Genomic DNA, 23,565 nt, shown 5'->3' with positions numbered 1-23,565 from the left:
GGGGGATGATCGGGGGAAAGCCGGTCGAGCGAGGAGCGATGCACAATGAGCCAGACCGTCAGGACGCGGCCCGGAGGCAGTGCGCGGACCCTCAGTGAGGCGTACGACACGGCGCTGCTCGACCTCGACGGGGTGGTGTACGCGGGGGGCAACGCGATCGTGCACGCCGTCGAGTCGCTCGGTGTCGCGCGGGACGGTGGGATGCGGCTCGCCTATGTCACCAACAACGCGTTGCGCACCCCGGACGCGGTGGCCGAGCACCTCACCGAGCTGGGCATAGCGACGAAGGCCTCGGACGTCATCACCTCGGCGCAGGCCGTGGCCCGGTTGATCGCCGACCAGGTGCCGGCGGGCGCGCGTGTGCTGGTGATCGGCGGCGAGGGACTCCGGGTCGCACTGCGCGAGCGGGGGCTCGAACCCGTGGAGTCGGCCGAGGACGAGCCGGTGGCTGTCGTGCAGGGGTACGGCGGGCCCGAGTTGCCCTGGGGGCGGTTCGCCGAGGCGTGCTATGCCATCGCGCGCGGGGTGCCCTGGTTCGCGTCCAACACCGACCTGACGATTCCGAGCGCGCGCGGGATCGCGCCGGGCAACGGGGCCGCGGTGGAGGTCGTACGCATCGCGACCGGGGCCGAACCGCAGGTCGCGGGCAAGCCGTTGCCGCCGATGCACAGGGAGACCGTGCTGCGGACAGGGGCCGAGCGTCCACTGGTCGTCGGGGACCGGATGGACACGGACATCGAGGGCGCGTTCAACGGGGAGGTCGACTCGCTGCTCGTGCTGACCGGCGTGGCGGACGGCGCGCAGCTGCTGGCCGCGCCGCCGCAGCACCGGCCCACCTATGTCGACGCCGACCTGCGGGGGCTGCTGACCGGGCAGCCCGACGTGACGGACGAGGGCGACGGTTTCCGGTGCGGGGGATGGACGGCGAGCGCGGGGGAGAAGCGGCTGGAGCTGACAGGGGACGGGGAAGCGCTCGACGGGCTTCGCGCGCTGTGCGCGGCGGCCTGGACGGCCGCGGGGGACGGCACGTGTGCGTTGGACGGAGGGAAGGCGCTGGCGCGGCTGGGGTTGTGAGGGAAGGAGGCTCGGGGCGCGCCCAGGGACAGGCAACGAGGCGATAGCGAGGGTAGGCTAACCTAACCTTGTGTTTGTCGACAGCCCTCCTGAACCTCGCGCGGAGACCGCCCCCGCGCCCCCGAAACGTCGGGCGATACGGGCCGTCGGGCTCGTCGTCTCGCTGGGGATCCTGCTTCTCGTCGCCCTCGCGAGCATCGCGATCGGCGCGAAGGAGCTGTCCCTGGAGCAGGTCTGGCACGGCCTGTTCCAGGACTCGGGGACCTATGGCGACGTCGTCGTGGGCGAGCGCGTCTCGCGCACCCTCCTAGGCCTCCTCGCCGGTGCCGCACTCGGGTTGTCCGGAGCCGTTCTCCAGGCGCTGACCCGCAACCCGCTGGCCGATCCCGGACTGCTCGGCATCAACGCGGGCGCCTCGGCGGCCGTCGTCACCGCCATCACCTTCTTCGGCGTCACCTCACTCAAGGGCTACGTCTGGTTCGCGTTCCTCGGAGCCGCCGCCGTCGGCGCGCTGGTCTGGTTCCTGGGTGGCAGCCGGGGTGCCACGCCCGTGCGGCTCGCTCTCGCGGGCACCGCGATCAGCGCCGCGCTCTACGGCTATCTCCAGGCCGTGATGATCACGGACGACGCCGCGCTCAACAGGATGCGCTTCTGGACGGTCGGGTCGCTGGCCTCGGCCACCGACGACACCATCACGCAGGTCCTGCCGTTCATCGTCGTCGGCACCGTCCTCGCGCTGCTGCTCGCCCGGCCGCTCAACGCCGTGGCGATGGGCGACGACACCGCCCGCGCCCTCGGTGCGAACCTGAACCGCACCCGCGCGCTGTCCATGGCCGCCGCGACCGTGCTGTGCGGGGCCGCGACCGCCGCCTGCGGACCGATCGTCTTCGTCGGGCTGATGGTTCCGCACGTCGTCCAATCCTTCACCGGCCCCGACCTGCGCTGGATCCTGCCGTACGCCGCCGTCCTGTCACCGGTGCTGCTGCTGGGCGCCGATGTCATCGGGCGGATGGTCGCCCGGCCCGCCGAACTCCAGGTCGGGATCGTCACCGCGGTCATCGGCGGGCCGGTCTTCATCTTTCTCGTACGACGGCGGAGGACGGCGCAGCTGTGAAGAGCAACCTTGTCCGGCCCGGCCGGGGAGGCGCCGGCGCAGGACGTTTCGTACGGGTACCGGGGGGCCTTTCCGTCCGCCTCGACGTGCGTGCGCTGGTCGTCGTCGTGGCGCTGCTGCTGGCCGCGCTCACCGCGAGCGTGGTGCTGATCGGTACCGGCGACTTCCCGATCCCGGCCGGCGACGTCCTCAGGACGCTGCTGGGCGACGGGAACGCCGGCCAGGAGTTCATCGTCAACCAACTGCGGCTGCCCCGGGTGCTGGTCGGGCTGCTGGTCGGGGCCTCGCTCGGGCTGGGCGGTGCCCTGTTCCAGGCCATCTCCCGCAATCCGCTGGGCAGTCCGGACGTACTCGGTCTCAGTCAGGGCTCGACAGCGGGTGCGCTGGTCGTGATCGTGCTGTTCTCGGGGAGCGCTGCCCAGGTCACCGCCGGGGCGCTCGTGGGCGGGCTGGTGACCGGGCTCGCCATCTATCTGCTGGCCTGGAAGCAGGGCGTGCACGGCTACCGGCTGGTGCTCGTCGGCATCGGGGTCTCCGCGGTCGTCACGGCGGTCAACGGCTACCTGATCACCAAGGCCGACCTCGTCGACGCGGCCCGCGCGGTGGTGTGGATGACCGGCTCCCTCAACGGGCGTGGCTGGGACCAGGTCTGGCCGCTGCTGTGGCTGTGCGCGGTCCTCGTACCCGTGGCGCTCGCGAACGCGCGCGGGCTGCGGATGACGGAGATGGGCGACGACGTGTCGTACGCCCTCGGAGTGCGCGTCGAGCGCGTACGACTGGTGCTGATGCTGGCCGCCGTGCTGCTCACCGCGGCCGCCACGGCCGCCGCCGGTCCCGTGGGCTTCGTGGCGCTGACCGCGCCGCAGCTCGCCCGGCGGCTGACCCGCTCGCCCGGCCCCAACCTGGTGGCGTCCATGTGTATGGGCGCCACCCTGCTGATCGTGGCCGACTGGGCCTCGCAGCGGCTCTTCGGCGCCGACCAGCTGCCCGTGGGGGTGGTGACCGGTGTGCTCGGCGGGGTGTACCTGCTGTGGCTGCTGGTCACCGAGCGGAAGGCGGGCCGGATATGAGCGGGCCGGCGAACGAGCCGACCGGGAGCGGTCCAGTGAACGAGAACGTCGAGAAGGGCACCCACACCGTGAACCGCCTGTCCGCAGAGAGCGTCACCCTCGCCTACGACCAGCGGGTGATCGCCGAGCAGCTGTCGGTGGAGATCCCCGACAACTCCTTCACCGTCATCGTCGGCCCGAACGCCTGCGGCAAGTCCACGCTGCTGCGGGCCCTGTCGCGGATGCTGAAGCCGAGTGAGGGCCGGGTGCTGCTCGACGGGCAGGTCATCCAGTCGATGCCCGCGAAGAAGGTCGCGCGGACCCTCGGGTTGCTGCCCCAGTCGTCGGTCGCGCCCGACGGGATCACCGTCGCCGACCTGGTGGGCCGGGGCCGCTACCCTCACCAGGGCATCCTGCGCCAGTGGTCCCACGACGACGAGCGGATCGTACGGGAGTCCATGGAGTCGACCGGCGTCGCCGAACTCGCCGGTCGATATGTCGACGAACTCTCCGGCGGCCAGCGCCAGCGCGTGTGGATCGCCATGGCGCTCGCCCAGCAGACACCGCTGCTGCTGCTCGACGAGCCGACGACCTACCTCGACATCCAGCACCAGATCGACGTCCTCGACCTCTGTGCCGAGCTGCACGAGGAACAGGGCCGGACCCTGGTCGCCGTACTGCACGACCTCAATCACGCGGCCCGCTACGCCACACACCTGATCGCGCTGCGCGAGGGCGCCGTCATCGCCGAGGGCGCGCCGGGTGACATCGTCACCGCCGGGCTGGTCGAGGAGGTGTTCGGGCTGCGCTGCCAGGTCATCGACGATCCGGAGACGGGGACGCCACTGGTGGTGCCGGCCGCGCGCAAGGTCCGTAGCAGGCTGGCTACAGGAGTTTCCTGAGGCGGAACAGGTCCCGCAGGCCGGCCTCCAGTTTCACCCGGCCCGAGCCCCACGCCTTCGCGAAGTTCAGCTCCCCGGCGACCATCGCCAGCAGGTCGTCGCCGGTCATGGTGAGCCGGATCTCGGCCTTCTCCCGGGGCGGACCCTGGAGGGTGTCCCGCACCTCGATACGGCCGCCCCGAAGGCGTCCTACGAAGGTGACGTCCAGGTCGGTGATACGGCAGCTCAGCGAACGGTCCAGGGCCGCCGCCTCGCGTACGTCCCCGCTCGCGCCCGCCATGTTGTCCGAGAGCTTGTCGAGTGCGCTGCGGCACTCCTCAATCGTGGCCATCGCGGACGACGGTACCTCAGCCGTTCGGGGTAGCGTCGGGGCATGAACGACTCAGTGCCCCTGGCCCCGGGCCCGGCGGAGACTCCCGTTCCGGATCCGGTTCCTGGCGCGGTCGCGGAAGCGGCCGTCGAACCCGAGGCGGACCCCGCCGCGCCGGCCCCGCTGGACCTCCCCCGCGCCCCCACGGGCGACGCCGACGTCGACGCCCTGCTCGGCCGGCTCGGTGACGCCGACCACCTCGCCACGGACGGTCATGTCGAGGTGTACGAGGATGTACACCGGGGGCTGCGCGACACGCTCACCGCGCTCGACGCCCGCCCGGGACCTCCGGCGCCCCCATCGACGTACGGCAATAGGAGCTGAACCGAACGTGGCAGGAGTGGCACGCCACCGCCTTGACGCCGAGCTGGTGCGTCGGAAGCTCGCCCGCTCGCGCGAGCACGCGAGCCAGCTGATCGCCGCCGGGCGGGTCACCGTCGGCAAGACCGTCGCGACGAAGCCCGCCACCCAGGTGGAGACCGCCGCCGCGATCGTCGTCGTGACCGACGACGACGATCCCGAGTACGTCTCCCGGGGCGGCCACAAGCTCGCCGGCGCCCTGGAGGTCTTCGTCCCGCAGGGACTGAAGGTCGGCGGCCGGCGGGCGCTGGACGCGGGCGCGTCCACCGGCGGATTCACCGACGTGCTCCTGCGCGCCGGTGCGGCGCACGTCGTCGCCGTCGACGTGGGGTACGGCCAACTCGCGTGGTCTCTCCAAAGCGATGAACGCGTCACCGTCAAGGACCGTACGAACGTACGCGAGTTGACGCTCGAAGCGATCGATGGGGAACCAGTGGATCTTGTCGTGGGGGATCTGTCCTTCATCCCGCTCGGTCTCGTGCTGCCCGCCCTTGCGCGGTGCGCGGCACCTGATGCCGACCTGGTGATGATGGTCAAACCACAGTTCGAAGTGGGGAAGGAACGGCTGGGCAGTGGAGGAGTCGTACGCAGTCCCGAACTGCGTGCCGAGGCGGTACGCGGAGTCGCCACCCGCGCAGGGCAGTTGGGGCTCGGGGTGCGGGGCGTGACCGCCAGCCCGCTGCCCGGGCCGAAGGGGAACGTCGAGTACTTTCTGTGGCTGCGGGCCGGCGCACCCGAACTCGACCCGGCCGATGTCGACCGTGCAGTGGCGGAGGGGCCTCGTTGACTCAGACCCGAGATCGTACTGTTTTCCTGCTCGCCCACACCGGGCGGCCGGCCGCGATCAGAAGCGCCGAACTCGTGGTCGAGGGCTTGGTGCGCTCCGGACTCGGAGTGCGGGTCCTCGCGGCCGAGGCGGCCGACCTGCCGCTGCCGCCCGAGGTGGAGCTGATCGAGGAGGCCACCGCACAGTGCCTCGACGGCTGCGAGCTGCTCATCGTGCTGGGCGGCGACGGCACGCTGCTGCGCGGCGCCGAGTTCGCCCGGGCGTCCGGGGTGCCGATGCTCGGCGTCAACCTCGGTAGCGTCGGCTTCCTCGCCGAGGCCGAGCGCGACGACCTCGACAAAGTGGTCGACCGGGTGGTGACAAAGGCGTACGAGGTCGAGGAACGGATGACCATCGACGTCGTCGTGAGCCAGAACAGCAACATCGTGCACACCGACTGGGCGCTGAACGAGGCGGCCGTGCAGAAGGTGTCCGCGGAGAAGCTTCTCGAGGTCGTCCTGGAGATCGACGGTCGGCCGGTGACCGGGTTCGGGTGTGACGGCATCTGCCTGTCGACGCCCACCGGGTCGACCGCGTATGCCTTCTCCGCGGGTGGGCCTGTGGTGTGGCCCGAGGTGGAGGCACTGCTGATGGTGCCGATCAGTGCGCACGCGCTGTTCGCGAAGCCGTTGGTGACGTCGCCGGATTCTGTGCTGGCTGTGGAGGTTCTGCCTCATATTCCGCCGGGTGTGCTGTGGTGTGACGGGCGGCGGACTGTCGAGTTGCCGCCCGGGGCGCGGGTGGAGGTTCGGCGGGGGGCTGTGCCGGTTCGGTTGGCCCGGCTGCATCATGCTTCGTTCACCGATCGGCTGGTCGCCAAGTTCGCGTTGCCTGTTTCCGGGTGGCGGGGGGCGCCTCACTGACGCGGTTTGTGGGGGGTGGAACGGGTTCGTCGGCGGGTGCGGGTGCGCTGTGGTCGTTCGCGCAGTTCCCCGCGCCCCTGTCGGGGCCGTGCCACTCCCCTGGGTGACATGTGGAGGCCGATAGTCATTCGTTACCTGCGGGTTCTCTCATTCGAGGTGGGGGGCGTCGCACATTGAGCGGCTGACCTCGTATGGTCGTGTTCGTGTTGGAGGAGATGCGGATACGGTCGCTCGGCGTGATCGACGACGCGGTCGTCGAGTTGTCGCCCGGCTTTACCGCCGTGACCGGTGAGACCGGTGCGGGAAAGACCATGGTCGTGACCAGCCTGGGGCTTTTGCTCGGTGGGCGGGCTGACGCGGCGTTGGTGCGGATCGGGGCCAAGAACGCGGTCGTGGAGGGGCGGATCACCGTGCCCCCGGGCGGGGCGGCCGTCGTACGGGCCGAGGAGGCCGGTGCCGAGCTGGACGACGGGGCGCTGCTCATCAGCCGTACCGTTTCCGCCGAGGGGCGCTCCCGGGCGCATCTGGGCGGCCGGTCGGTGCCCGTGGGGGTGCTGGCCGAGCTGGCCGACGAGCTGGTGGCCGTGCACGGGCAGACCGACCAGCAGGGGCTGCTCAAGCTGTCCCGGCAGCGGGCGGCGCTCGACCGGTACGCGGGGGACGCGGTCGCCGCGCCACTCGCCAAGTACGGGGAGGCCTACCGGCGGCTGCGGGCCGTCGCCAACGAGCTGGACGAGATCACCACGCGCGCGCGTGAGCGGGCCCAGGAAGCCGACATGCTGCGGTACGGGCTCGACGAGATCGCCGCCGTGGAGCCACGGGCCGGTGAGGACGCCGAACTCTCCGAGGAAGCGGAGCGGCTCGGGCACGCGGAGGCGCTGGCCTCGGCCGCGACCGTCGCCCACGCCGGCCTCGCCGGCAACCCCGAGGACCCCGAGGGCATCGACGCCGCCACGCTTGTCGCGGGCGCCCACCGGGCCCTGGAGGCCGTACGGTCGCACGACTCGGCCCTGGCCGCGCTCGCCGACCGGATCGGCGAGGTCGGCATCCTCCTCGGGGACGTCGCCGGGGAGCTGGCGGGGTACGCCGACGACCTGGACGCCGATCCGCTGCGGCTGGCGGCCGTCGAGGAACGGCGGGCCGCGCTCACCGCGCTCACGCGGAAGTACGGCTCCGATGTCGCCGGTGTGCTGGCGTGGGCCGAGGAGGGCTCCGCGCGGCTGCTCGAACTCGACGGCGACGACGAGCGGATCGGTGAGCTGACCGTCGAGCGGGACGTGCTGCGCGGCGAACTGGGCGGGATGGCACAGGCGTTGACGGACGCGCGGACGGAGGCGGCCGCACGGTTCGCCGCCGCCGTGACCGCCGAGCTGGCCTCGCTGGCCATGCCCCACGCGCGCGTGTCGTTCGACATCCGGCAGACGGAGGACCCCGAGGGCGTCGAGGTCGACGGCCGCACGGTCGCCTACGGGCCGTCCGGCGCTGACGAGGTCGAGCTGCTCCTCGCACCCCATCCCGGGGCTCCCGCCCGGCCCATCGCCAAGGGAGCGTCCGGAGGTGAGCTGTCGCGCGTGATGCTGGCCGTTGAGGTCGTGTTCGCGGGGACCGACCCGGTGCCCACCTATCTGTTCGACGAGGTGGACGCCGGGGTGGGCGGCAAGGCGGCCGTGGAGATCGGGCGTCGCCTGGCCAAGCTGGCGAAGAGCGCGCAGGTCGTCGTCGTGACGCATCTGCCGCAGGTCGCCGCGTTCGCCGACCGGCAGCTGCTGGTGGAGAAGACCAACGACGGATCGGTGACCCGGTCCGGCGTGAAGGTGCTGGAGGGCGAGGACCGGGTACGGGAGCTGTCGCGGATGCTGGCAGGGCAGGAGGACTCGGAGACGGCGCGGGCGCATGCGGAGGAATTGCTGGCGGCGGCCCGGGCGGACGGCTGACGTTCGAACAGCTGACGTTTAGTGGGGTCTCTCTCACCCGAGTGAGTGACCCGCCCCACCCCTCCTTGGTCCGGAACACCCGTACGTACTGGCATCCTTGAAGGAGTACGGATACCCCCGTACACGGAGAAAGCAGCGCGGTACACCCCTTCCGCCCAAACCTTCTGTACGTTTCTCCGTGTCCTTTCTTCGTGACCGCCCGACGCCGAACCAGGAGCCCCCGGCCACGTGAGCCTCGCGAGCAGCCACTCACCGCACGGTCAGTCGCCGCTGCGCACCGTTCAGGTGCTCGGCGGCGGCAACGCCGGCAGCAGCGCGCACGTGCGTTCGCTGGCGGCGGGGCTCGTCGCGAGAGGCGTGCGGGTCATCGTGTGCGCCCCCTCCGACGCCGACAGCGCCTACGACTTCACGGGCGCCGGCGCGGAACACGTGCCCATCCCGCGCAGCAGCGATCCCGGCTCGGTGGCGGCGCTGCGCGCGGCCTGTTCGAACGCCGACCTGGTGCACGCGCACGGGCTGCACGCCTCCTTCCGGGCCGCCCTCGCGCTCAGCGGGCGGCGCACTCCGCTCGTCGTCACCTGGCACAACCGGGCGTACGCCGAGGGGCCGCGCGCCCAACTGCTGAGGGTGCTGGAGCGGCGGGTCGTGAAGACCGCCGCCGTCGTCCTGGGAACCTCCTCCGACCTCGTCGACCGGGCCCGGCGGCGCGGGGCCCGGGATGTCCGGCTGTCCGCCGTGGCGCTGTCCGCCCCGCGTGGGGCCGTCGGGCGGGACGAGTCCGACCGGTCCAAGACACGGGCCGAACTCGGCGCCACGGACCGTCCGTTGCTCATGTCCGTCGGCTCCCTCGACCGGCACCGGGGGTACGACGTCCTGCTGGACGCCGTACACGCGTGGCGTGGTCTCGATCCGGCGCCGCTCCTCGTGATCGCGGGGGAGGGGCCGCTGCGGGCCGAGTTGCAGGGCCGCATCGAGAACGAGGGGCTGCCCGTCCGGCTCATCGGGCGGCGCGACGACGTGAGCGAACTGCTGTTCGCCGCCGACCTCGCCCTGCTGCCCAGCCGTTGGGAGTCGCGCTCCGTTCTCGCACAGCAGGCTCTCCACGCGCGCGTGCCGCTGATCGCGACGGCCGTGGGAGGCGTTCCGGAGCTCGTCGGGGACGCGGCCGAACTCGTCCCCTACGGCGACGCGGTGGCGCTCGGCAGGGCTGTCGTACGGCTTCTCGGTGACCCTGAGCGCCGGGATCTCCTCCGGGAGCGGGGCGTCCGGCAGATCGCCACCTGGCCCACCGAGGACGAGACCGTCGCCCAAGTGCTCAGTGTCTACGACGAGTTCACGCAGCCCCGGCCGCTGCCCTGAGGGATCGGGCGCAAGCCCGGGGTCAGGGCAGGTGTCTGCGGGCCCGTAGCGCCAAACTCAACGCCAGTACGGTCTGCGGGTCGTCCAGGTCGGTGCCCAGCAACTCCCCGATCCGTGCGAGGCGGTTGTAGAGGGTCTGGCGGTTGAGGTGGAGTTCTCGGGCCGTCTCCGCCTTGCGGCCCGCATGGGCGAGATACGTCTCCAGGGTGGGCAGCAACGGCGGCTTGGAGCGGTGGTCGTGGGTGCGCAGCGGACCGATCGCGCGCTCCACGAAGGCCGCCAGGTCCGGGTGGTCGCGCAGCCGCCACAGCAACAGGTCGATGTCCAGGCGGCGGGCGTCGTACCACGGGCGGTCCGGCAGCCCCTGGGCCGCCGTCGCCGTCTCCGCCGCGTGGCGCAGCCCCGCCGAGGCCGCCGCCCAGCCGCCGGCGACCCCGACCACGACGACCGGCGGCTGGGCGCCAGGCCGCTGCATCCCCGCGCGTTCCACACCCGCCCGCAGCGCCGTCGCGACCCGGTCGGCGACCGCCGGGCGCTCCGACTCCGCGCGCAGGCCCACCAGCAGCGGCACCCGGCCCTCCACCGGCCGTACGCCCAGCAGTACCGGCACACCGACCGACGCCAGCTCCTCGGTGACCGCGCGGGCCAGCACCGCCCAGCCCCCGCCCGGGGTGAGTGTGTCGCCGAGCCGCATCACCATGGGCAGCAACGGCCCGGCGCCGGGCCGGAAGCCGAGAACGCGGGCCTGCGCGGGCGCGGCCTCCGCGTCGACACGGCCCTCGGCGAGGTCGGTGAGGAAGTCGCCGCGGCCACGCGCCGCCAGCTCCTCCTCCTGGCGGGCCTGCATCAGGACGACGGCCAGGATGCCCGCGGCCCGTTCGGCGGCCATACGGTGCACGAGGGCAAGGGGTTCGAGGACGGGAAGCAGGACCAGCCGTGCGCGGACCGACCCGGTGCCGGGGCCGCCCCCGGGGACGTCGACGAGAGCGGAACCGGCGGGCGGCGGCGCGTCCTTGGGCTGGGTGCGCAGGCCCTCCCACACCTGGAGCGGGTCGGCGCCCTCGGGGCCGGCTCCGGCGGCGTACAGGAGCTGGCCGTCGGCCGTCTCCAGGAACACCGGGTTGCCGCTGAAGTCCGCCAGGATGCCGAGGACCTGTGGGACACCGCCGCCGCCGAGCAGGGCCTCCGTGCAGCGCCGGTGGATCTCCTCGGCCCGCTGGAGCAGTGCGTAGTGGCCGTTGACGATCTCGGTGTGGATCTCCTCGGTGACGGCCACGAACGCCACCTCGCGGTGCAGCTGGACCAGCGGGAGACCGGTCGCGCGGGCCGTCTCCACGAGGGCCGCGGGCAGCCGGGTGAAGCGCGGGCCCAGCTCCACGACGAGCGCCGCGATGTCCCGCTCGGCGAGCGTACGGACGAACGCGCGCTGCTCGGCCGGACGGGTGCCGAGCCCGTAGCCGGTCGTCAGGAGCAGTTCGCCGCCCTTGAGCAGCGAGGCGATGTGCGGGACCTCGCCCGCGTGCACCCACCGGACGGTCCGCCGCAGCCGGTCGGCGCCCGCCAGGACCTCCGGCAGCCCGCTGCGCAGCCCCGGCAGTTCGAGCGCCCGCTGCACGGTGATGCCGGCGCCCCGGGTCGCGAAACGGCTGTCCGTACGGCTGTCCATGCAGCGGACGCTACCCGCACCTACGCAGCACTGACGATCCGCGCGTCAACGGCACGCGCGGCCCGGCTACGCCGGAACGATGTTGTGGTTGAAGCGGAACACGTTGTCCGGGTCGTACTGGCGCTTCACCGACGCCAGCCGGCGCGTGTTCTCGGCGCCCAGGCCCGCGATCACGCGCTCCGCGCCCTCGTCGCCGATGAAGTTGAGATAGACCGCGCCGGTGCTCCACGGGCGGACGCGGCTACGGACGTCGTGGACCCACTGGACGCAGCGCTCGTCGTCCGCCGGATCCTCCCAGCAGCCGAAGGGGTGCACGGCCCACTGGGCGTCCCGGTAGGGGACCGGGTACTCGGACGGGCCGTCGGCGATGGCCCCGCCGAGCGGGAACAGCGCGCTCTGCGTGCCGGTCGGCACGGGAACGGCGTCCCCGAGAGCGCAGAAGGCGTCCACGAACTCGTCGGGCGCGCCCGTCAGGTACTCGGCCGACCAGTAGTTCCGCATGTCGGGCGGGTCGTCGAGCATGCACTGGAAGTCGGCGTACGGGATCGCGGTGACGATCTCCACCTCGTGCGGCAGCGAGAGCAGCGGCTCTGCGAGCTTGCGCATGTCGTCCTCGGCACCCGTGTACGTCAGCAGTGCGCCGCACAGCAGATGTCCGACCAGATGCGGTGGGACGAACTCCTCGGGCGGGGCGGTGAGATAAATGGCCCCGCCGCTCGCCTCGACCGGGCCGGCCTCGATCACGTCGCGGTAGGTGCGGATGACCTCGGGGCCGAACTCGGGGAGGTAGAGCAGCAGCGCGACGGAGAAGGCGGGCATCTCGTGCAGTCTCAGGGTGAGCGAGGTGGCGACCCCGAAGTTTCCGCCGCCACCGTGCAGCGCCCAGAACAACTCCGGGTTCTGCTCGGCGCTCGCGTGGACCGCGGTGCCGTCGGCGGTGACCAGGTCGACCCCGATGAGGTTGTCGACGGCGAGGCCGTACGTCCGGTCGAGCCAGCCGCTGCCGCCGCCGAGCACGAAGCCGGCGACGCCGGTCGTGGAGACCCGGCCGCCGGTGGTCGACAGCCCGTACGGCTGGGTCGCCCGGTCCAGGTGGCTCATCAGCGCCCCGCCCTGGACCCGTACCGACTGCGCCGCGCGGTAGACGGTCACCTCGTCCATCCGGCGCAGGTCGATCACCAGACCCGCGTCGTTCAGGCCCATGCCCGCCACACTGTGGCCGCCGCCGCGCACCGCGATCGGCAGGTCCAGATCGCGGGCGAAGCGCACGGAACGGGTCACGTCGGCCTCGTCCACGCACTGCGCGATCACTGCGGGGCGTTTGTCGATCATGGCGTTGAAGACGGTGCGGGCGTCGTCGTATCCGGGGTCGCCCGGGGCGAGTACGTCGCCGGTGAGGTCTTCGCGGAGCGCGGAGAGGGCTGTGCCCGCCTTTGAGGGGGAAGCCATGGCGGCCCCCTTCCGATAGGGGGCATTTATGTGCTTCCAGGGTAGGCGCTTGGTTACGATTGCGCCGCTTTGAGGTGCGGCGCCCTCGTGGCTGATCGCGCAGTTCCCCGCGCCCCTGAAAACCGGGGCGCGGTTTGCCGGGCGTGAGTTTCTAGCCGCCGTACGCCCCCGAAGCCGTCAGCCTCAGGGCCGTGTCGATCAGCGGGACGTGGCTGAAGGCCTGGGGGAAGTTGCCCACCTGGCGCTTGAGTCGCGGGTCCCACTCCTCGGCCAGCAGGCCCAGGTCGTTGCGGAGGTCGAGGAGCTTCTCGAAGAGCTTGCGGGCCTCGTCGACGCGGCCGATCATCGCCAGGTCGTCCGCCATCCAGAACGAGCAGGCCAGGAACGCGCCCTCGTCGCCGGGGAGGCCGTCGAGGTTCTCCTCGCCGCCCGAGGTCGGGTAGCGCAGGATGAAGCCGTCCGAGGTGGACAGCTCGCGCTGGATCGCCTCGATGGTGCCGATGACGCGCTTGTCGTCGGGAGGCAGGAAGCCCATCTGCGGGATCAGCAGCAGGGAGGCGTCCAGTTCCTTCGAGCCGTACGACTGTGTGAAGGTGTTGCGCTCCTTGTCGTAACCCTTCTCACACACGTCCCGGTGGATGTCGTCGCGCAGCTCGCGCCACTTCTCCAGCGGGCCGTCCGCGTCGCCGGACTCGATGAGCTTGATCGTCCGGTCCACCGCGACCCAGGCCATGACCTTGGAGTGCACGAAGTGGCGGCGCGGACCGCGCACCTCCCAGATGCCCTCGTCGGGCTCGTCCCAGTGCTGCTCCAGATAGCGGATCAGCTTCAGCTGGAGCAGGGAGGCGTAGTCGTTGCGGGCCAGACCCGTCATATGGGCCAGGTGCAGGGCCTCGGTGACCTCGCCGTACACGTCCAGCTGGAGCTGGTGCGCGGCGCCGTTGCCGACCCGGACGGGGCCCGAGTTCTCGTAGCCGGGAAGCCAGTCCAACTCGGCCTCGCCCAGCTCTCGTTCGCCCGCGATCCCGTACATGATCTGCAGGTTCTCCGGGTCGCCGGCGACCGCGCGCAGCAGCCACTCGCGCCAGGCGCGGGCCTCGTCGCGGTAGCCGGTGCGCAGGAGGGAGGAGAGGGTGATGGCCGCGTCGCGCAGCCAGGTGTAGCGGTAGTCCCAGTTGCGTACGCCGCCGATGTCCTCCGGGAGGGAGGTGGTCGGCGCGGCCACGATGCCGCCGGTCGGCGCGTACGTCAGCGCCTTCAGCGTGATGAGCGAGCGGACGACGGCCTCCCGGTAGGGGCCGTGGTACGTGCACTGCTCGACCCACTCGCGCCAGAAATCCTCGGTGGCGTCGAGGGACTGCTCGGGCTCGGGCAGCGCGGGCGGCTGCTTGTGCGAGGGCTCCCAGGAGATGGTGAACGCGATCCGGTCACCCGGCGCCACCGTGAAGTCGGCGTACGTCGTCAGCGACTTGCCGTAGGTCTCCGCGGTGGTGTCGAACCACACCGAGTCGGGGCCCGCGACGGCGACCGTCCGCCCCTCGTGCTTGTGCACCCACGGCACGACACGACCGTACGAGAACCGCATGCGCAGGGCCGAACGCATCGGCACCCGGCCGCTGACGCCCTCCACGATGCGGATCAGCTGCGGGGCGCCGTCGCGAGGGGGCATGAAATCGGTCACTCTGACCGTGCCACGTGGGGTGTCCCACTCGGATTCGAGGATCAGCGAGTCGCCCCGGTAACGGCGACGGGCCGCCACGGGGGGTTTCGCGTCCGCCGCGTGCGCGGGACCGAGGCGCCAGAAGCCATGCTCCTCGGTGCCGAGCAGTCCCGCGAAGACGGCATGGGAGTCGAAGCGGGGCAGGCACAGCCAGTCGACTGTGCCGTCCCGGCAGACCAGCGCGGCAGTCTGCATGTCCCCGATGAGTGCGTAGTCTTCGATGAGCCCGGCCACGTGCAACTCCAGTCGAACGGCCACGTCGCCCCCAAAAGGAAAACGGGGGTCTCGATCTTGCGGTCAAGGGTTCGTTGTCCAGCATCGTTGAGCGGTGAAGCAAACACCAATCTTTGCTCAACGGACTGACGAGCGCTCGTTGTTCCGGTGTCACGGGCGGGGGTGGTGCCGTGTTGTCGGAAGGGCTCGGCAGCGAGTGTCCGAGGAGCATACGACGCACTCAGACGGTCCGCGTGCCGCTCCGGAGAACCCGGGTCCGCTGAACGAGTGAAGCTCTGGTGAGCGGGCACTGTTTCGGGTGAGCGCCGGACAGGGTGATGGTGACTCGTGTACGGGATGCGTGTCCGCGTGTGCGCGGAGCGTGGCCGGAAGCCATCTCCTCGGGTCGCTGATACCCTGGTAGCCCGTGGACCGGTGGGCACGAAACCCCCGAACCGCAGCGACGGATCCTCCCCTGAAAACCCGGAAAGCTCCGGGCCGGGCGGCCGTACCGCACCCCAGACCGCGACCACGGGAGCCCCGCCTTGGCCATGACACCCGCTTCGTTTCGAAATGGCACAGCTCGAAACAGCACCGCCACGACGACCAAGCACATCTTCGTCACCGGGGGTGTCGCCTCCTCACTCGGCAAGGGTCTGACGGCCTCCAGCCTCGGCATGCTCCTCAAGGCGCGCGGCCTGCGTGTCGTGATGCAGAAGCTCGACCCTTACCTCAATGTCGACCCCGGCACGATGAACCCCTTCCAGCACGGCGAGGTGTTCGTCACTCACGACGGCGCCGAGACCGACCTGGACATCGGCCACTACGAGCGCTTCCTCGACCGCGACCTCGACGGCTCGGCCAACGTCACCACCGGCCAGATCTACTCGACGGTGATCGCGAAGGAGCGGCGCGGCGAGTACCTGGGCGACACCGTCCAGGTCATCCCGCACATCACCAACGAGATCAAGCACCGCATCCGCCGTATGGCCACCGACGAGGTCGACGTCGTCATCACCGAGGTCGGCGGCACGGTCGGCGACATCGAGTCGCTGCCCTTCCTGGAGACCGTGCGTCAGGTCCGCCACGAGGTCGGCCGCGACAACGTGTTCGTCGTGCACATCTCGCTGCTGCCCTACATCGGCCCCTCCGGCGAGCTGAAGACCAAGCCGACCCAGCACAGCGTGGCGGCCCTGCGGAACATCGGTATCCAGCCGGACGCGATCGTGCTGCGCTGCGACCGCGAGGTCCCCACCGCGATCAAGCGCAAGATCTCCCTGATGTGCGACGTCGACGAGGCCGCGGTCGTCGCCTGTCCCGACGCCCGTTCGATCTACGACATCCCGAAGACCGTGCACCGCGAGGGCCTGGACGCCTATGTGGTCCGCAAGCTGGACCTGCCCTTCCGGGACGTGGACTGGACGACGTGGGACGACCTCCTGGACCGCGTCCACAACCCCGCCCACGAGATCAACCTCGCTCTGGTCGGCAAGTACATCGACCTGCCCGACGCCTATCTCTCGGTCACCGAGGCCCTCCGCGCGGGCGGGTTCGCGAACCACGCGCGCGTGAAGATCAAGTGGGTCACCTCGGACGACTGCAAGACCCCGGCGGGCGCCAAGAAGCAGCTGGAGGACGTGGACGCGATCTGCATCCCGGGCGGCTTCGGCGACCGTGGTGTGTCCGGCAAGGTCGGCGCGATCCAGTACGCCCGCGAGCACAAGATCCCGCTGCTGGGGCTGTGCCTGGGCCTGCAGTGCATCGTCATCGAGGCGGCCCGCAACCTGGCCGGCATCGAGGACGCCAACTCCACCGAGTTCGACGCCGCCACCGCCCACCCGGTCATCTCGACCATGGCCGAGCAGCTCGACATCGTCGCGGGCGACGGCGACATGGGCGGAACGATGCGCCTGGGCATGTACCCGGCCAAACTCGCCGAGGGCTCCATCGTGCGCGAGGTGTACGACGGCAAGGAGTACGTCGAGGAGCGCCACCGCCACCGCTACGAGGTCAACAACAGCTACCGCGCCGAACTGGAGAAGCGGGCCGGTCTCCAGTTCTCCGGCACCTCCCCGGACGGCAAGCTGGTGGAGTACGTCGAGTACCCGCGCGACGTCCACCCCTACCTGGTGGCCACCCAGGCCCACCCGGAGCTGCGTTCCCGCCCCACCCGCCCCCACCCGCTCTTCGCCGGCCTCGTCAAGGCCGCCGTCCGGCGCAAGACGGGCAAGTAACGCCAGGCTGTACGGTGACCGGGGTGCGCGCCTTTGGGGGTGCGTGCCCCGGTTTTCTGTGCCGGCTTCCGGGGCCGGTTTCTTGTGTACGGGGCGGGACGCGGGATGCGGGAGGACGAGTCGACATGACCACCATCAAGGACACTCCGGAGGAGTGGGAGATCCGGGCGACGGAGACCCCCTTCGTGGGCAACAAGACCTCCGTGCGCACCGACGAGGTGGTCATGCCCGACGGCTCGGTCGTGGGCCGGGACTACCAGGTCCACCCAGGATCCGTGGGCGTCCTCGCCCTCGACGCGGAAGGCAGGGTCCTGCTGATCCGGCAGTACCGCCACCCCGTGCGCCAACGGATGTGGGAGATCCCGGCCGGCCTGCTCGACGTACCTGGCGAGAACCCGCTGCACGCCGCCCAGCGCGAGCTGTACGAGGAGGCGCACGTCAAGGCCGAGGACTGGCGGGTGCTGACCGACGTCTACCCCACGGCGGGCGGCTGCGACGAGGCCGTACGGATCTTCCTGGCCCGGAATCTGTCCGAGGCCGAGGGGGAGCGCTTCGAGGTCGAGGACGAGGAGGCCGACATGGAGTACGCGCGCGTGTCCGTCGAGGAACTGGTCCGGGGTGTCCTCGCCGGCGAAGTGCACAGCAACTGCCTGGTCGTGGGCGTCCTTTCGCTGGTGGCGGCCGAGAAGGGCGACGGACTCGACTCGCTGCGCCCGGCCGACGCGGCGTGGCCGGCCCGGCCCTTCGAGGCCTGAGGCGCCCGTAGGGGCCAGCTGCCGCGCCCGGTGTGACCATCGGCTGATCCGATCGGGCGACCTGCCCGCCGCGCTCCGCACAGATCGTCGCAGAGCGTGAACTAGGCTCTGGAAACGCCCGAACCGGAGTCCCGGCGGGCTTGCGCGTGCAGGTGGACGGGAGTGTGGCCCGTGACGGATCAGGCGGTGGACGCAGACGGCACGAAGCTGTCCGGAAACGATCGGTCGCCCGTTCCTACGGACAGTCAGTTCCTCGGCCGGACAAGAGAGTTGAAGGAACTGCGCGCCGACATCGAGCGCGCCGGACTCGACACTCTCGCGGGTCGGAAGGCTCCCCGCGCGCGCGTGCTCCTCATCGCCGGCAAGCCCGGATCGGGCCGCAGCGCGCTCGCCGAGGAACTGGTCCGCCAGGTCGCGGACAGTTACCCGGACGGTGTGCTGCGCGCCCGGCTCACCGAGCCCGACGGCACGCGCGTGCCCACCGAACGCACCGCCCGCGAGCTGCTGACCGCCCTGGAGCTGCCCACCCCGCCCGGCGCCGACGAGGACGAACTGTCCGAGGCGCTGCGCGACGCGCTCGCCGACCGCCGGATGCTGCTCCTGCTCGACGACGCGGCCGACGCCGAGCAGGTCGACGCGCTCCTGCCGGACAACCCGGACTGTCTTGCCGTCGCCGTCTCCGGGGGCCCGCTGACCGGGATCTCCGACGTCCGGCCGTGCACGCTGGGCGGCCTCGACACCAAGTCCGCCGTGGAACTGCTCGAACGCTTCACCGGGTCGGTGCGCGTCACCGTGGACCCGCGCTCCGCCGAAGCCCTCGCCGAGGTGTGCCAGGGGCAGCCCGCCGCACTGATGCTGGCCGGCGGCTGGCTGGAGGCCCGGCCCAAGGCGGCCGTCTCCGACCTCGCCAAGCAGCTGCACGCCGAGGGCGACGAGGGCACCGCCCTCAGCCGCGTGTTCCGCCTCGTGTACGCGTCGCTGCCCACCCCGGCCGCCCGGACACTGCGACTGCTCGCCCTCGCCCCCGGCGGCCTGGTCGACCCGCAGACGGCCTCCGCGCTGGCCGGCTGCTCGGTCGGCGGCGCCCGCGCCACCCTGGACGACTTCGTCGCCCTGAGCCTTCTGACGGCCGTGGACTCGCCGCTGCCGCAGTACGAGGTCCCCGGCTGCCTGATGCCCCTCCTACGCCCTCTCGCGGTGTCCCAGGACCGCCCGGCCGAGCTCCAGCTGGCCCGGGCCCGGATGCTGGAGCGGACGGTACGGCTGCTGGTGTCCTGCCGGGCGATCACCGAGACCGACAGCCCACTGGCCCGCGAGAAGCTTCTCGGCATGCCCAGCGCGCTGCGCTTCCCGAACCCGAGGGCGGCGGCGGACTGGCTCACCATCCGAAGGCCCGCCCTGCTCGCCGCGGCCCGCCTCGCCGTGGCCGACGGGGAGCTGGACACCCTGGCCAGACGCCTGATGTCCGCCCTGGTCAAGGCCATGGTCGCGCACGTCGGAACCCAGGCCGCCGCGCCCGACCTGTACGGCGTCCACCGTCTCGTCCTCGACGTCGCCGAGCGCCGCGAACTGCCCCGCGAGCGGGCCGCCGCCCTGCTGAACCTCGCCGACCTGGACGCGCGGACCGGCCGAACGGGCGATGCGCTGATCCGCTACCGGGCGGCTCTGGACGCCGGACGCGAGGCGAACGACCCGTACGCGACCGGGCGCGCGATGGAATCCGTAGGGGGCGCACACCAGGAGCTCGGGGACTACGACCGCGCCGCCGACTGGTACGGGCGTGCGCTCGCCCAGCGACTGGCACGCGACGAGCGCGAGGACGCCGCCCGGCTGTACGGCCGTATCGCCACCGCGCACACCTACGCGGGCCGTTACGGCGAGGCGCTGCGCAACTGGCGTGCCGCGGTGGCAGGTCACCGCAAGAACGGTGATGTGGGCGCGCAGGCACGGGCGTTGAGCGAGCTGGCGCGGGTCCAGGAGTACGCGGGGCGGCCCGAGGAGTCGCTGCGTACCTGCCAGGAGGCGGTGGATTGGGCCCGCCGCGCCGACGACGTACGGCTGCAGGGAGCGCTTCAGCTGCGGCTGGCGGACACGCTGGAGCACCTCGGGGATCCGGTGGCGGCGCGACTGCACCGGAGCGCCGCCGAGCGGCTGCTGGGCGACGAGCCGGACCCTCAGGAGAGCGGGCCGGAGATCCTCGAAGGCGAACCTGACCTGGAACACGACGCTAACACCTACGAAATCCGTAGCGCATCAGTCGAAGATTGATGCATTGAAAGGCTAGACACCGAGAACGCCTTCATTAGACTGGCTCTACCGCGCCTTCTCCTGCGGTCTCCTGGTGTGCCCCCGCACGTCCGGGTATGTATTGCTATGCCCCCGCATCCTCTGAGCCAAGGACCGTGATCGACGTGAAGGTCGGCATCCCCCGCGAGGTCAAGAACAACGAGTTCCGCGTCGCCATCACCCCGGCCGGCGTGCACGAGCTGGTGCGCCACGGCCACCAGGTCGTCATCGAGCGGAACGCCGGTGTCGGCTCCTCGATCACGGACGACGAGTTCGTGGCCGCCGGTGCGCGCATCCTGCCCACGGCCGACGAGGTGTGGGCCACCGCCGACCTGCTGCTGAAGGTCAAGGAGCCCATCGCCGAGGAGTACCACCGCCTCCGCAAGGACCAGACGCTCTTCACCTACCTGCACCTGGCCGCGTCCAAGGAGTGCACCGACGCGCTCGTCGCGTCCGGCACCACGGCGATCGCCTACGAGACCGTCGAGCTGCCCGGCCGCGCCCTGCCACTGCTCGCCCCGATGTCGGAGGTCGCCGGCCGGCTGGCCCCGCAGGTCGGCGCCTACCACCTGATGCGCTCGGTCGGCGGACGTGGCGTGCTCCCCGGCGGCGTCCCCGGCACGCAGCCCGCGCGGGCTGTCGTCATCGGCGGCGGTGTCTCCGGCTGGAACGCCACGCAGATCGCCGTCGGCATGGGCTTCCACGTCACGTTGCTCGACCGCGACATCAACAAGCTGCGCGAGGCCGACAAGGTCTTCGGTACCAAGGTCCGGGCCATCATGTCCAACTCCTTCGAGCTGGAGAAGGCCGTCCTGGACGCCGACCTCGTCATCGGCGCGGTGCTCATCCCCGGCGCCAAGGCCCCGAAGCTGGTCACCAACGAGCTGGTGTCGCGGATGAAGCCGGGGAGTGTTCTCGTCGACATCGCGATCGACCAGGGCGGCTGCTTCGAGGACTCGCGCCCCACGACCCACGCCGAACCGACCTTCCCGGTCCACGGATCGGTCTTCTACTGCGTCGCCAACATGCCCGGCGCGGTGCCCAACACCTCGACCTACGCGCTCACCAACGCCACGCTGCCGTACATCGTGGAACTCGCCGACCGTGGCTGGGTGGCGGCGCTGCGTCGCGATCCCGCCCTCGCCCGGGGCCTCAACACCCATGACGGCAAGGTCGTTTACCGGGAGGTCGCAGAGGCGCACGGGCTGGAGCACGCGGAGTTGGAGACACTGCTCGGCTGACGTTCAGGGCCGCCCCGCCGGGGCTCCCGGTCGACTAAACGACCAAGTCATCAACGGGTAAAAGGCGATACGTCAACAGGGGTCGTCAACGCCCCGCACCCCGCCGGACCTTGCCCGACAAGGTTCGGCCGGATGTGTGTATGGTCACTTTGCGACACTCGTTCAACTCGCCTCGAACGTAACGCTTCAACCGATTCGCGCACCGGTGAACCCTGCCGTGCGACGGCCGTACGCCCTTGACAGAGGGATGTTTCATTGCCGACACATCGGGCCGGGTACGGCGGATTGTGTTGCTGCGAACGGCCGACACGCCATAGAGTCGCCAACCGTCGGCATGGTGCCACGCTGACCTATCGAGAAGTTTCCTGGTCACCAAGGAGGTAAGACGACTTGTGAATGAGTCGACATTTACTCCCGGGGGTGGTCAACCAGGAATGCCGGCGCGGGGATCGGGCCCCACGGGGCTCGCGGCTGTCGGCTCCGTCGCGGTCCGCACCTTCGCAGCCCACCAAGGTCACCAGATGTCCCAGGTGACTCGGCCAGGACACATGAGCATGGATGGTCATCACGTGAACGCCAGGGCCGGCGACGGTAGTGGCGGGGTCCACAACCACTTCGCCGACTACGACGAACTGCCCGACGGGCACTTCTACGACCCCGACGCCGAGTACGAGCCCGATCCGGAGTACGCGGCCACGCTCGCGCCCGACGCGGCCCGTCAGCGCCGTGAGCGCATCGGCCCCACCGGACGCCCGCTGCCCTACTTCCCGATCCCGGGTCCGCTGACCAGTCACGGCCCCGCGACGATCATCGCGATGTGCAACCAGAAGGGCGGCGTGGGCAAGACCACGTCGACCATCAACCTGGGTGCGGCGCTCGCGGAGTACGGACGCCGGGTCCTGCTGGTCGACTTCGACCCGCAGGGCGCCCTCTCGGTGGGCCTCGGTGTGAACCCGATGGAACTCGACCTGACGGTCTACAACCTGCTCATGGAGCGGGGGATGTCCGTGGACGAGATCCTGCTGAAGACCGCGGTCCCGAACATGGACCTGCTGCCGAGCAACATCGACCTGTCGGCGGCCGAGGTGCAGCTGGTGTCGGAGGTCGCGCGCGAGTCGACGCTCCAGCGCGCCCTGAAGCCGCTCATGGCCGACTACGACTACATCGTGATCGACTGTCAGCCCTCGCTAGGCCTGCTCACCGTGAACGCCCTCACGGCCGCCCACCGGGTGATAGTGCCGCTGGAGTGCGAGTTCTTCGCACTGCGCGGTGTCGCGCTGCTGACGGAGACCATCGAGAAGGTCCAGGAGCGGCTGAACCCGGAACTTGAGCTCGACGGCATCCTCGCCACGATGTACGACTCGCGCACGGTGCACAGCCGTGAGGTGCTCGCACGTGTCGTCGAGGCCTTCGACGACCACGTCTACCACACGGTCATCGGACGCACGGTCCGCTTCCCGGAGACCACGGTCGCCGGTGAGCCGATCACCACGTACGCCTCGAACTCCGTCGGTGCCGCCGCCTATCGCCAGCTCGCCAGGGAGGTGCTCGCCCGGTGTCACGCCGAGTGAGTCTGCCGGGGGCCGACGAACTGTTCCGTACCACCGGGGGCATGGCGCTCCAGTCGTCCACTCCCAGGCGCCAGGCCAACGGCGAGGCCCGGGTTCCGGGTCCCGCCGGGGAGAGCGACGGGGCCGCCGCCTCGGAGGACGCGCCGCACTCGGTGCCCGTCCAGGGTGGCGACGGCGACGGTGACGAGCATGTCGCCGCCGGCGTCGACCCGGCCGGGGAGTCGTCGCGCAGCCGAGGGGCCGCCGCGGAGCGTTCGATGCGGCGCCAGGGCGAGCAGGAAGGTTCTGCCTCCGGACAGCAGGGGCCGTCGCCGCAGTCGGTGTCGGCGTCCCGCAAGCGCGGCCGGGCCCCCTCGCGGCGGCCCAGCGGGCGCGAGCGGCACGACGAGAAGATCACGGTGTACGTCTCCGCCGAGGAGCTGATGGACCTGGAGCACGCGCGTCTCGTGCTGCGGGGCGAGCACGGACTCGCGGTCGACCGCGGGCGGATCGTGCGCGAGGCGGTCGCGGTGGTGCTCGCGGATCTCGAATCCCGTGGGGACGCGAGCATCCTCGTACGACGGTTGCGCGGCCGCTAGC

General features: G+C 71.2%; 19 protein-coding genes. 15 read left to right on the top strand and 4 right to left on the bottom strand.

Annotated features, from left to right (window positions below):
- The first annotated feature begins 45 nt into the window (after positions 1-45).
- The 4 genes from QA861_RS33410 (at position 46) to QA861_RS33395 (ending at position 4,139) form a co-directional block, all read left to right on the top strand.
- Positions 46-1,074, top strand: coding sequence for an HAD hydrolase-like protein (locus QA861_RS33410; protein ID WP_334592382.1), 1,029 nt, complete (start codon positions 46-48; stop codon positions 1,072-1,074).
- Positions 1,075-1,144: 70 nt separating this feature from the next.
- Positions 1,145-2,188, top strand: a complete 1,044-nt coding sequence (locus QA861_RS33405; protein ID WP_334592381.1) for a FecCD family ABC transporter permease — start codon at positions 1,145-1,147, stop codon at positions 2,186-2,188.
- Positions 2,185-3,258 carry a FecCD family ABC transporter permease gene (locus QA861_RS33400; protein ID WP_334592379.1) on the top strand — a complete coding sequence of 358 codons (1,074 nt, stop codon included), beginning with the start codon at positions 2,185-2,187 and terminating at the stop codon, positions 3,256-3,258. The genes QA861_RS33405 and QA861_RS33400 overlap by 4 nt, the downstream gene beginning before the upstream one ends.
- Positions 3,255-4,139 carry an ABC transporter ATP-binding protein gene (locus QA861_RS33395; RefSeq protein ID WP_443041613.1) on the top strand — a complete coding sequence of 295 codons (885 nt, stop codon included), beginning with the start codon at positions 3,255-3,257 and terminating at the stop codon, positions 4,137-4,139. The genes QA861_RS33400 and QA861_RS33395 overlap by 4 nt, the downstream gene beginning before the upstream one ends.
- On the opposite strand, the gene QA861_RS33390 is transcribed toward QA861_RS33395, so the two are convergent.
- Positions 4,123-4,470: an alkyl sulfatase C-terminal domain-containing protein gene (locus QA861_RS33390; RefSeq protein ID WP_334592377.1), complete on the bottom strand. Its 348-nt coding sequence runs from the start codon at positions 4,468-4,470 to the stop codon at positions 4,123-4,125. The genes QA861_RS33395 and QA861_RS33390 overlap by 17 nt on opposite strands.
- Before the next feature lie 42 nt (positions 4,471-4,512).
- Here QA861_RS33390 and QA861_RS33385 point away from each other — a divergent pair, with 42 nt between their 5' ends.
- The 5 genes from QA861_RS33385 (at position 4,513) to QA861_RS33365 (ending at position 9,851) form a co-directional block, all read left to right on the top strand.
- Positions 4,513-4,833: a hypothetical protein gene (locus tag QA861_RS33385; protein WP_334592376.1), complete on the top strand. Its 321-nt coding sequence runs from the start codon at positions 4,513-4,515 to the stop codon at positions 4,831-4,833.
- Between the two features lie 7 nt (positions 4,834-4,840).
- The gene (locus QA861_RS33380) at positions 4,841-5,656 is read left to right on the top strand and encodes a TlyA family RNA methyltransferase (RefSeq protein ID WP_334592375.1); all 816 of its coding nucleotides are present in this window, start codon (positions 4,841-4,843) and stop codon (positions 5,654-5,656) included.
- A complete protein-coding gene (locus QA861_RS33375) occupies positions 5,653-6,558 on the top strand; it encodes an NAD kinase (protein WP_334592374.1) in 906 nt (301 codons plus the stop codon). Before QA861_RS33380 ends, QA861_RS33375 begins: the two co-directional genes overlap by 4 nt.
- A gap of 191 nt (positions 6,559-6,749) precedes the next feature.
- Positions 6,750-8,492 carry a DNA repair protein RecN gene (recN, locus tag QA861_RS33370; RefSeq protein ID WP_334592373.1) on the top strand — a complete coding sequence of 581 codons (1,743 nt, stop codon included), beginning with the start codon at positions 6,750-6,752 and terminating at the stop codon, positions 8,490-8,492.
- 228 nt (positions 8,493-8,720) lie between these two features.
- Positions 8,721-9,851 carry a glycosyltransferase family 4 protein gene (locus tag QA861_RS33365; protein WP_334592372.1) on the top strand — a complete coding sequence of 377 codons (1,131 nt, stop codon included), beginning with the start codon at positions 8,721-8,723 and terminating at the stop codon, positions 9,849-9,851.
- Positions 9,852-9,873: 22 nt separating this feature from the next.
- Here QA861_RS33365 and QA861_RS33360 read toward each other — a convergent pair whose 3' ends face one another.
- From QA861_RS33360 to QA861_RS33350, 3 genes are all read right to left on the bottom strand, one after another.
- Positions 9,874-11,517, bottom strand: a complete 1,644-nt coding sequence (locus tag QA861_RS33360; protein WP_334592371.1) for a PucR family transcriptional regulator — start codon at positions 11,515-11,517, stop codon at positions 9,874-9,876.
- Positions 11,518-11,583: 66 nt separating this feature from the next.
- Positions 11,584-12,966 (bottom strand): FAD-binding oxidoreductase, encoded by a 1,383-nt coding sequence (locus tag QA861_RS33355; RefSeq protein WP_334592370.1) that lies wholly within the window; start codon positions 12,964-12,966, stop codon positions 11,584-11,586.
- Positions 12,967-13,117: 151 nt separating this feature from the next.
- Positions 13,118-14,920 carry a glycoside hydrolase family 15 protein gene (locus QA861_RS33350; protein WP_334594928.1) on the bottom strand — a complete coding sequence of 601 codons (1,803 nt, stop codon included), beginning with the start codon at positions 14,918-14,920 and terminating at the stop codon, positions 13,118-13,120.
- Between the two features lie 530 nt (positions 14,921-15,450).
- On the opposite strand from QA861_RS33350, the gene pyrG reads away from it, so the two are divergent.
- The 6 genes from pyrG to QA861_RS33320 all read left to right on the top strand — a co-directional run bounded on the left by pyrG (position 15,451) and on the right by QA861_RS33320 (position 23,564).
- Complete coding sequence (gene pyrG, locus QA861_RS33345) at positions 15,451-17,133, top strand: CTP synthase (RefSeq protein WP_334592368.1); 1,683 nt, start codon at positions 15,451-15,453, stop codon at positions 17,131-17,133.
- A 125-nt stretch (positions 17,134-17,258) separates the two neighbouring features.
- Positions 17,259-17,888 carry an NUDIX domain-containing protein gene (locus tag QA861_RS33340; RefSeq protein ID WP_334592367.1) on the top strand — a complete coding sequence of 210 codons (630 nt, stop codon included), beginning with the start codon at positions 17,259-17,261 and terminating at the stop codon, positions 17,886-17,888.
- A gap of 171 nt (positions 17,889-18,059) precedes the next feature.
- Positions 18,060-20,156: a tetratricopeptide repeat protein gene (locus tag QA861_RS33335; protein ID WP_334592366.1), complete on the top strand. Its 2,097-nt coding sequence runs from the start codon at positions 18,060-18,062 to the stop codon at positions 20,154-20,156.
- Positions 20,157-20,299: 143 nt separating this feature from the next.
- The gene (ald, locus tag QA861_RS33330; RefSeq protein WP_334594927.1) at positions 20,300-21,415 is read left to right on the top strand and encodes an alanine dehydrogenase; all 1,116 of its coding nucleotides are present in this window, start codon (positions 20,300-20,302) and stop codon (positions 21,413-21,415) included.
- Between the two features lie 434 nt (positions 21,416-21,849).
- Complete coding sequence (locus QA861_RS33325) at positions 21,850-22,986, top strand: ParA family protein (protein WP_334592365.1); 1,137 nt, start codon at positions 21,850-21,852, stop codon at positions 22,984-22,986.
- A complete protein-coding gene (locus QA861_RS33320; protein ID WP_334592364.1) occupies positions 22,971-23,564 on the top strand; it encodes a hypothetical protein in 594 nt (197 codons plus the stop codon). The genes QA861_RS33325 and QA861_RS33320 overlap by 16 nt, the downstream gene beginning before the upstream one ends.
- Position 23,565 lies beyond the last annotated feature (1 nt).

The organism is Streptomyces sp. B21-083 (genome assembly GCF_036898825.1).
Taxonomy (GTDB): Bacteria; Actinomycetota; Actinomycetes; order Streptomycetales; family Streptomycetaceae; genus Streptomyces.
This window is presented reverse-complemented; position numbering and strand designations above follow the sequence as displayed.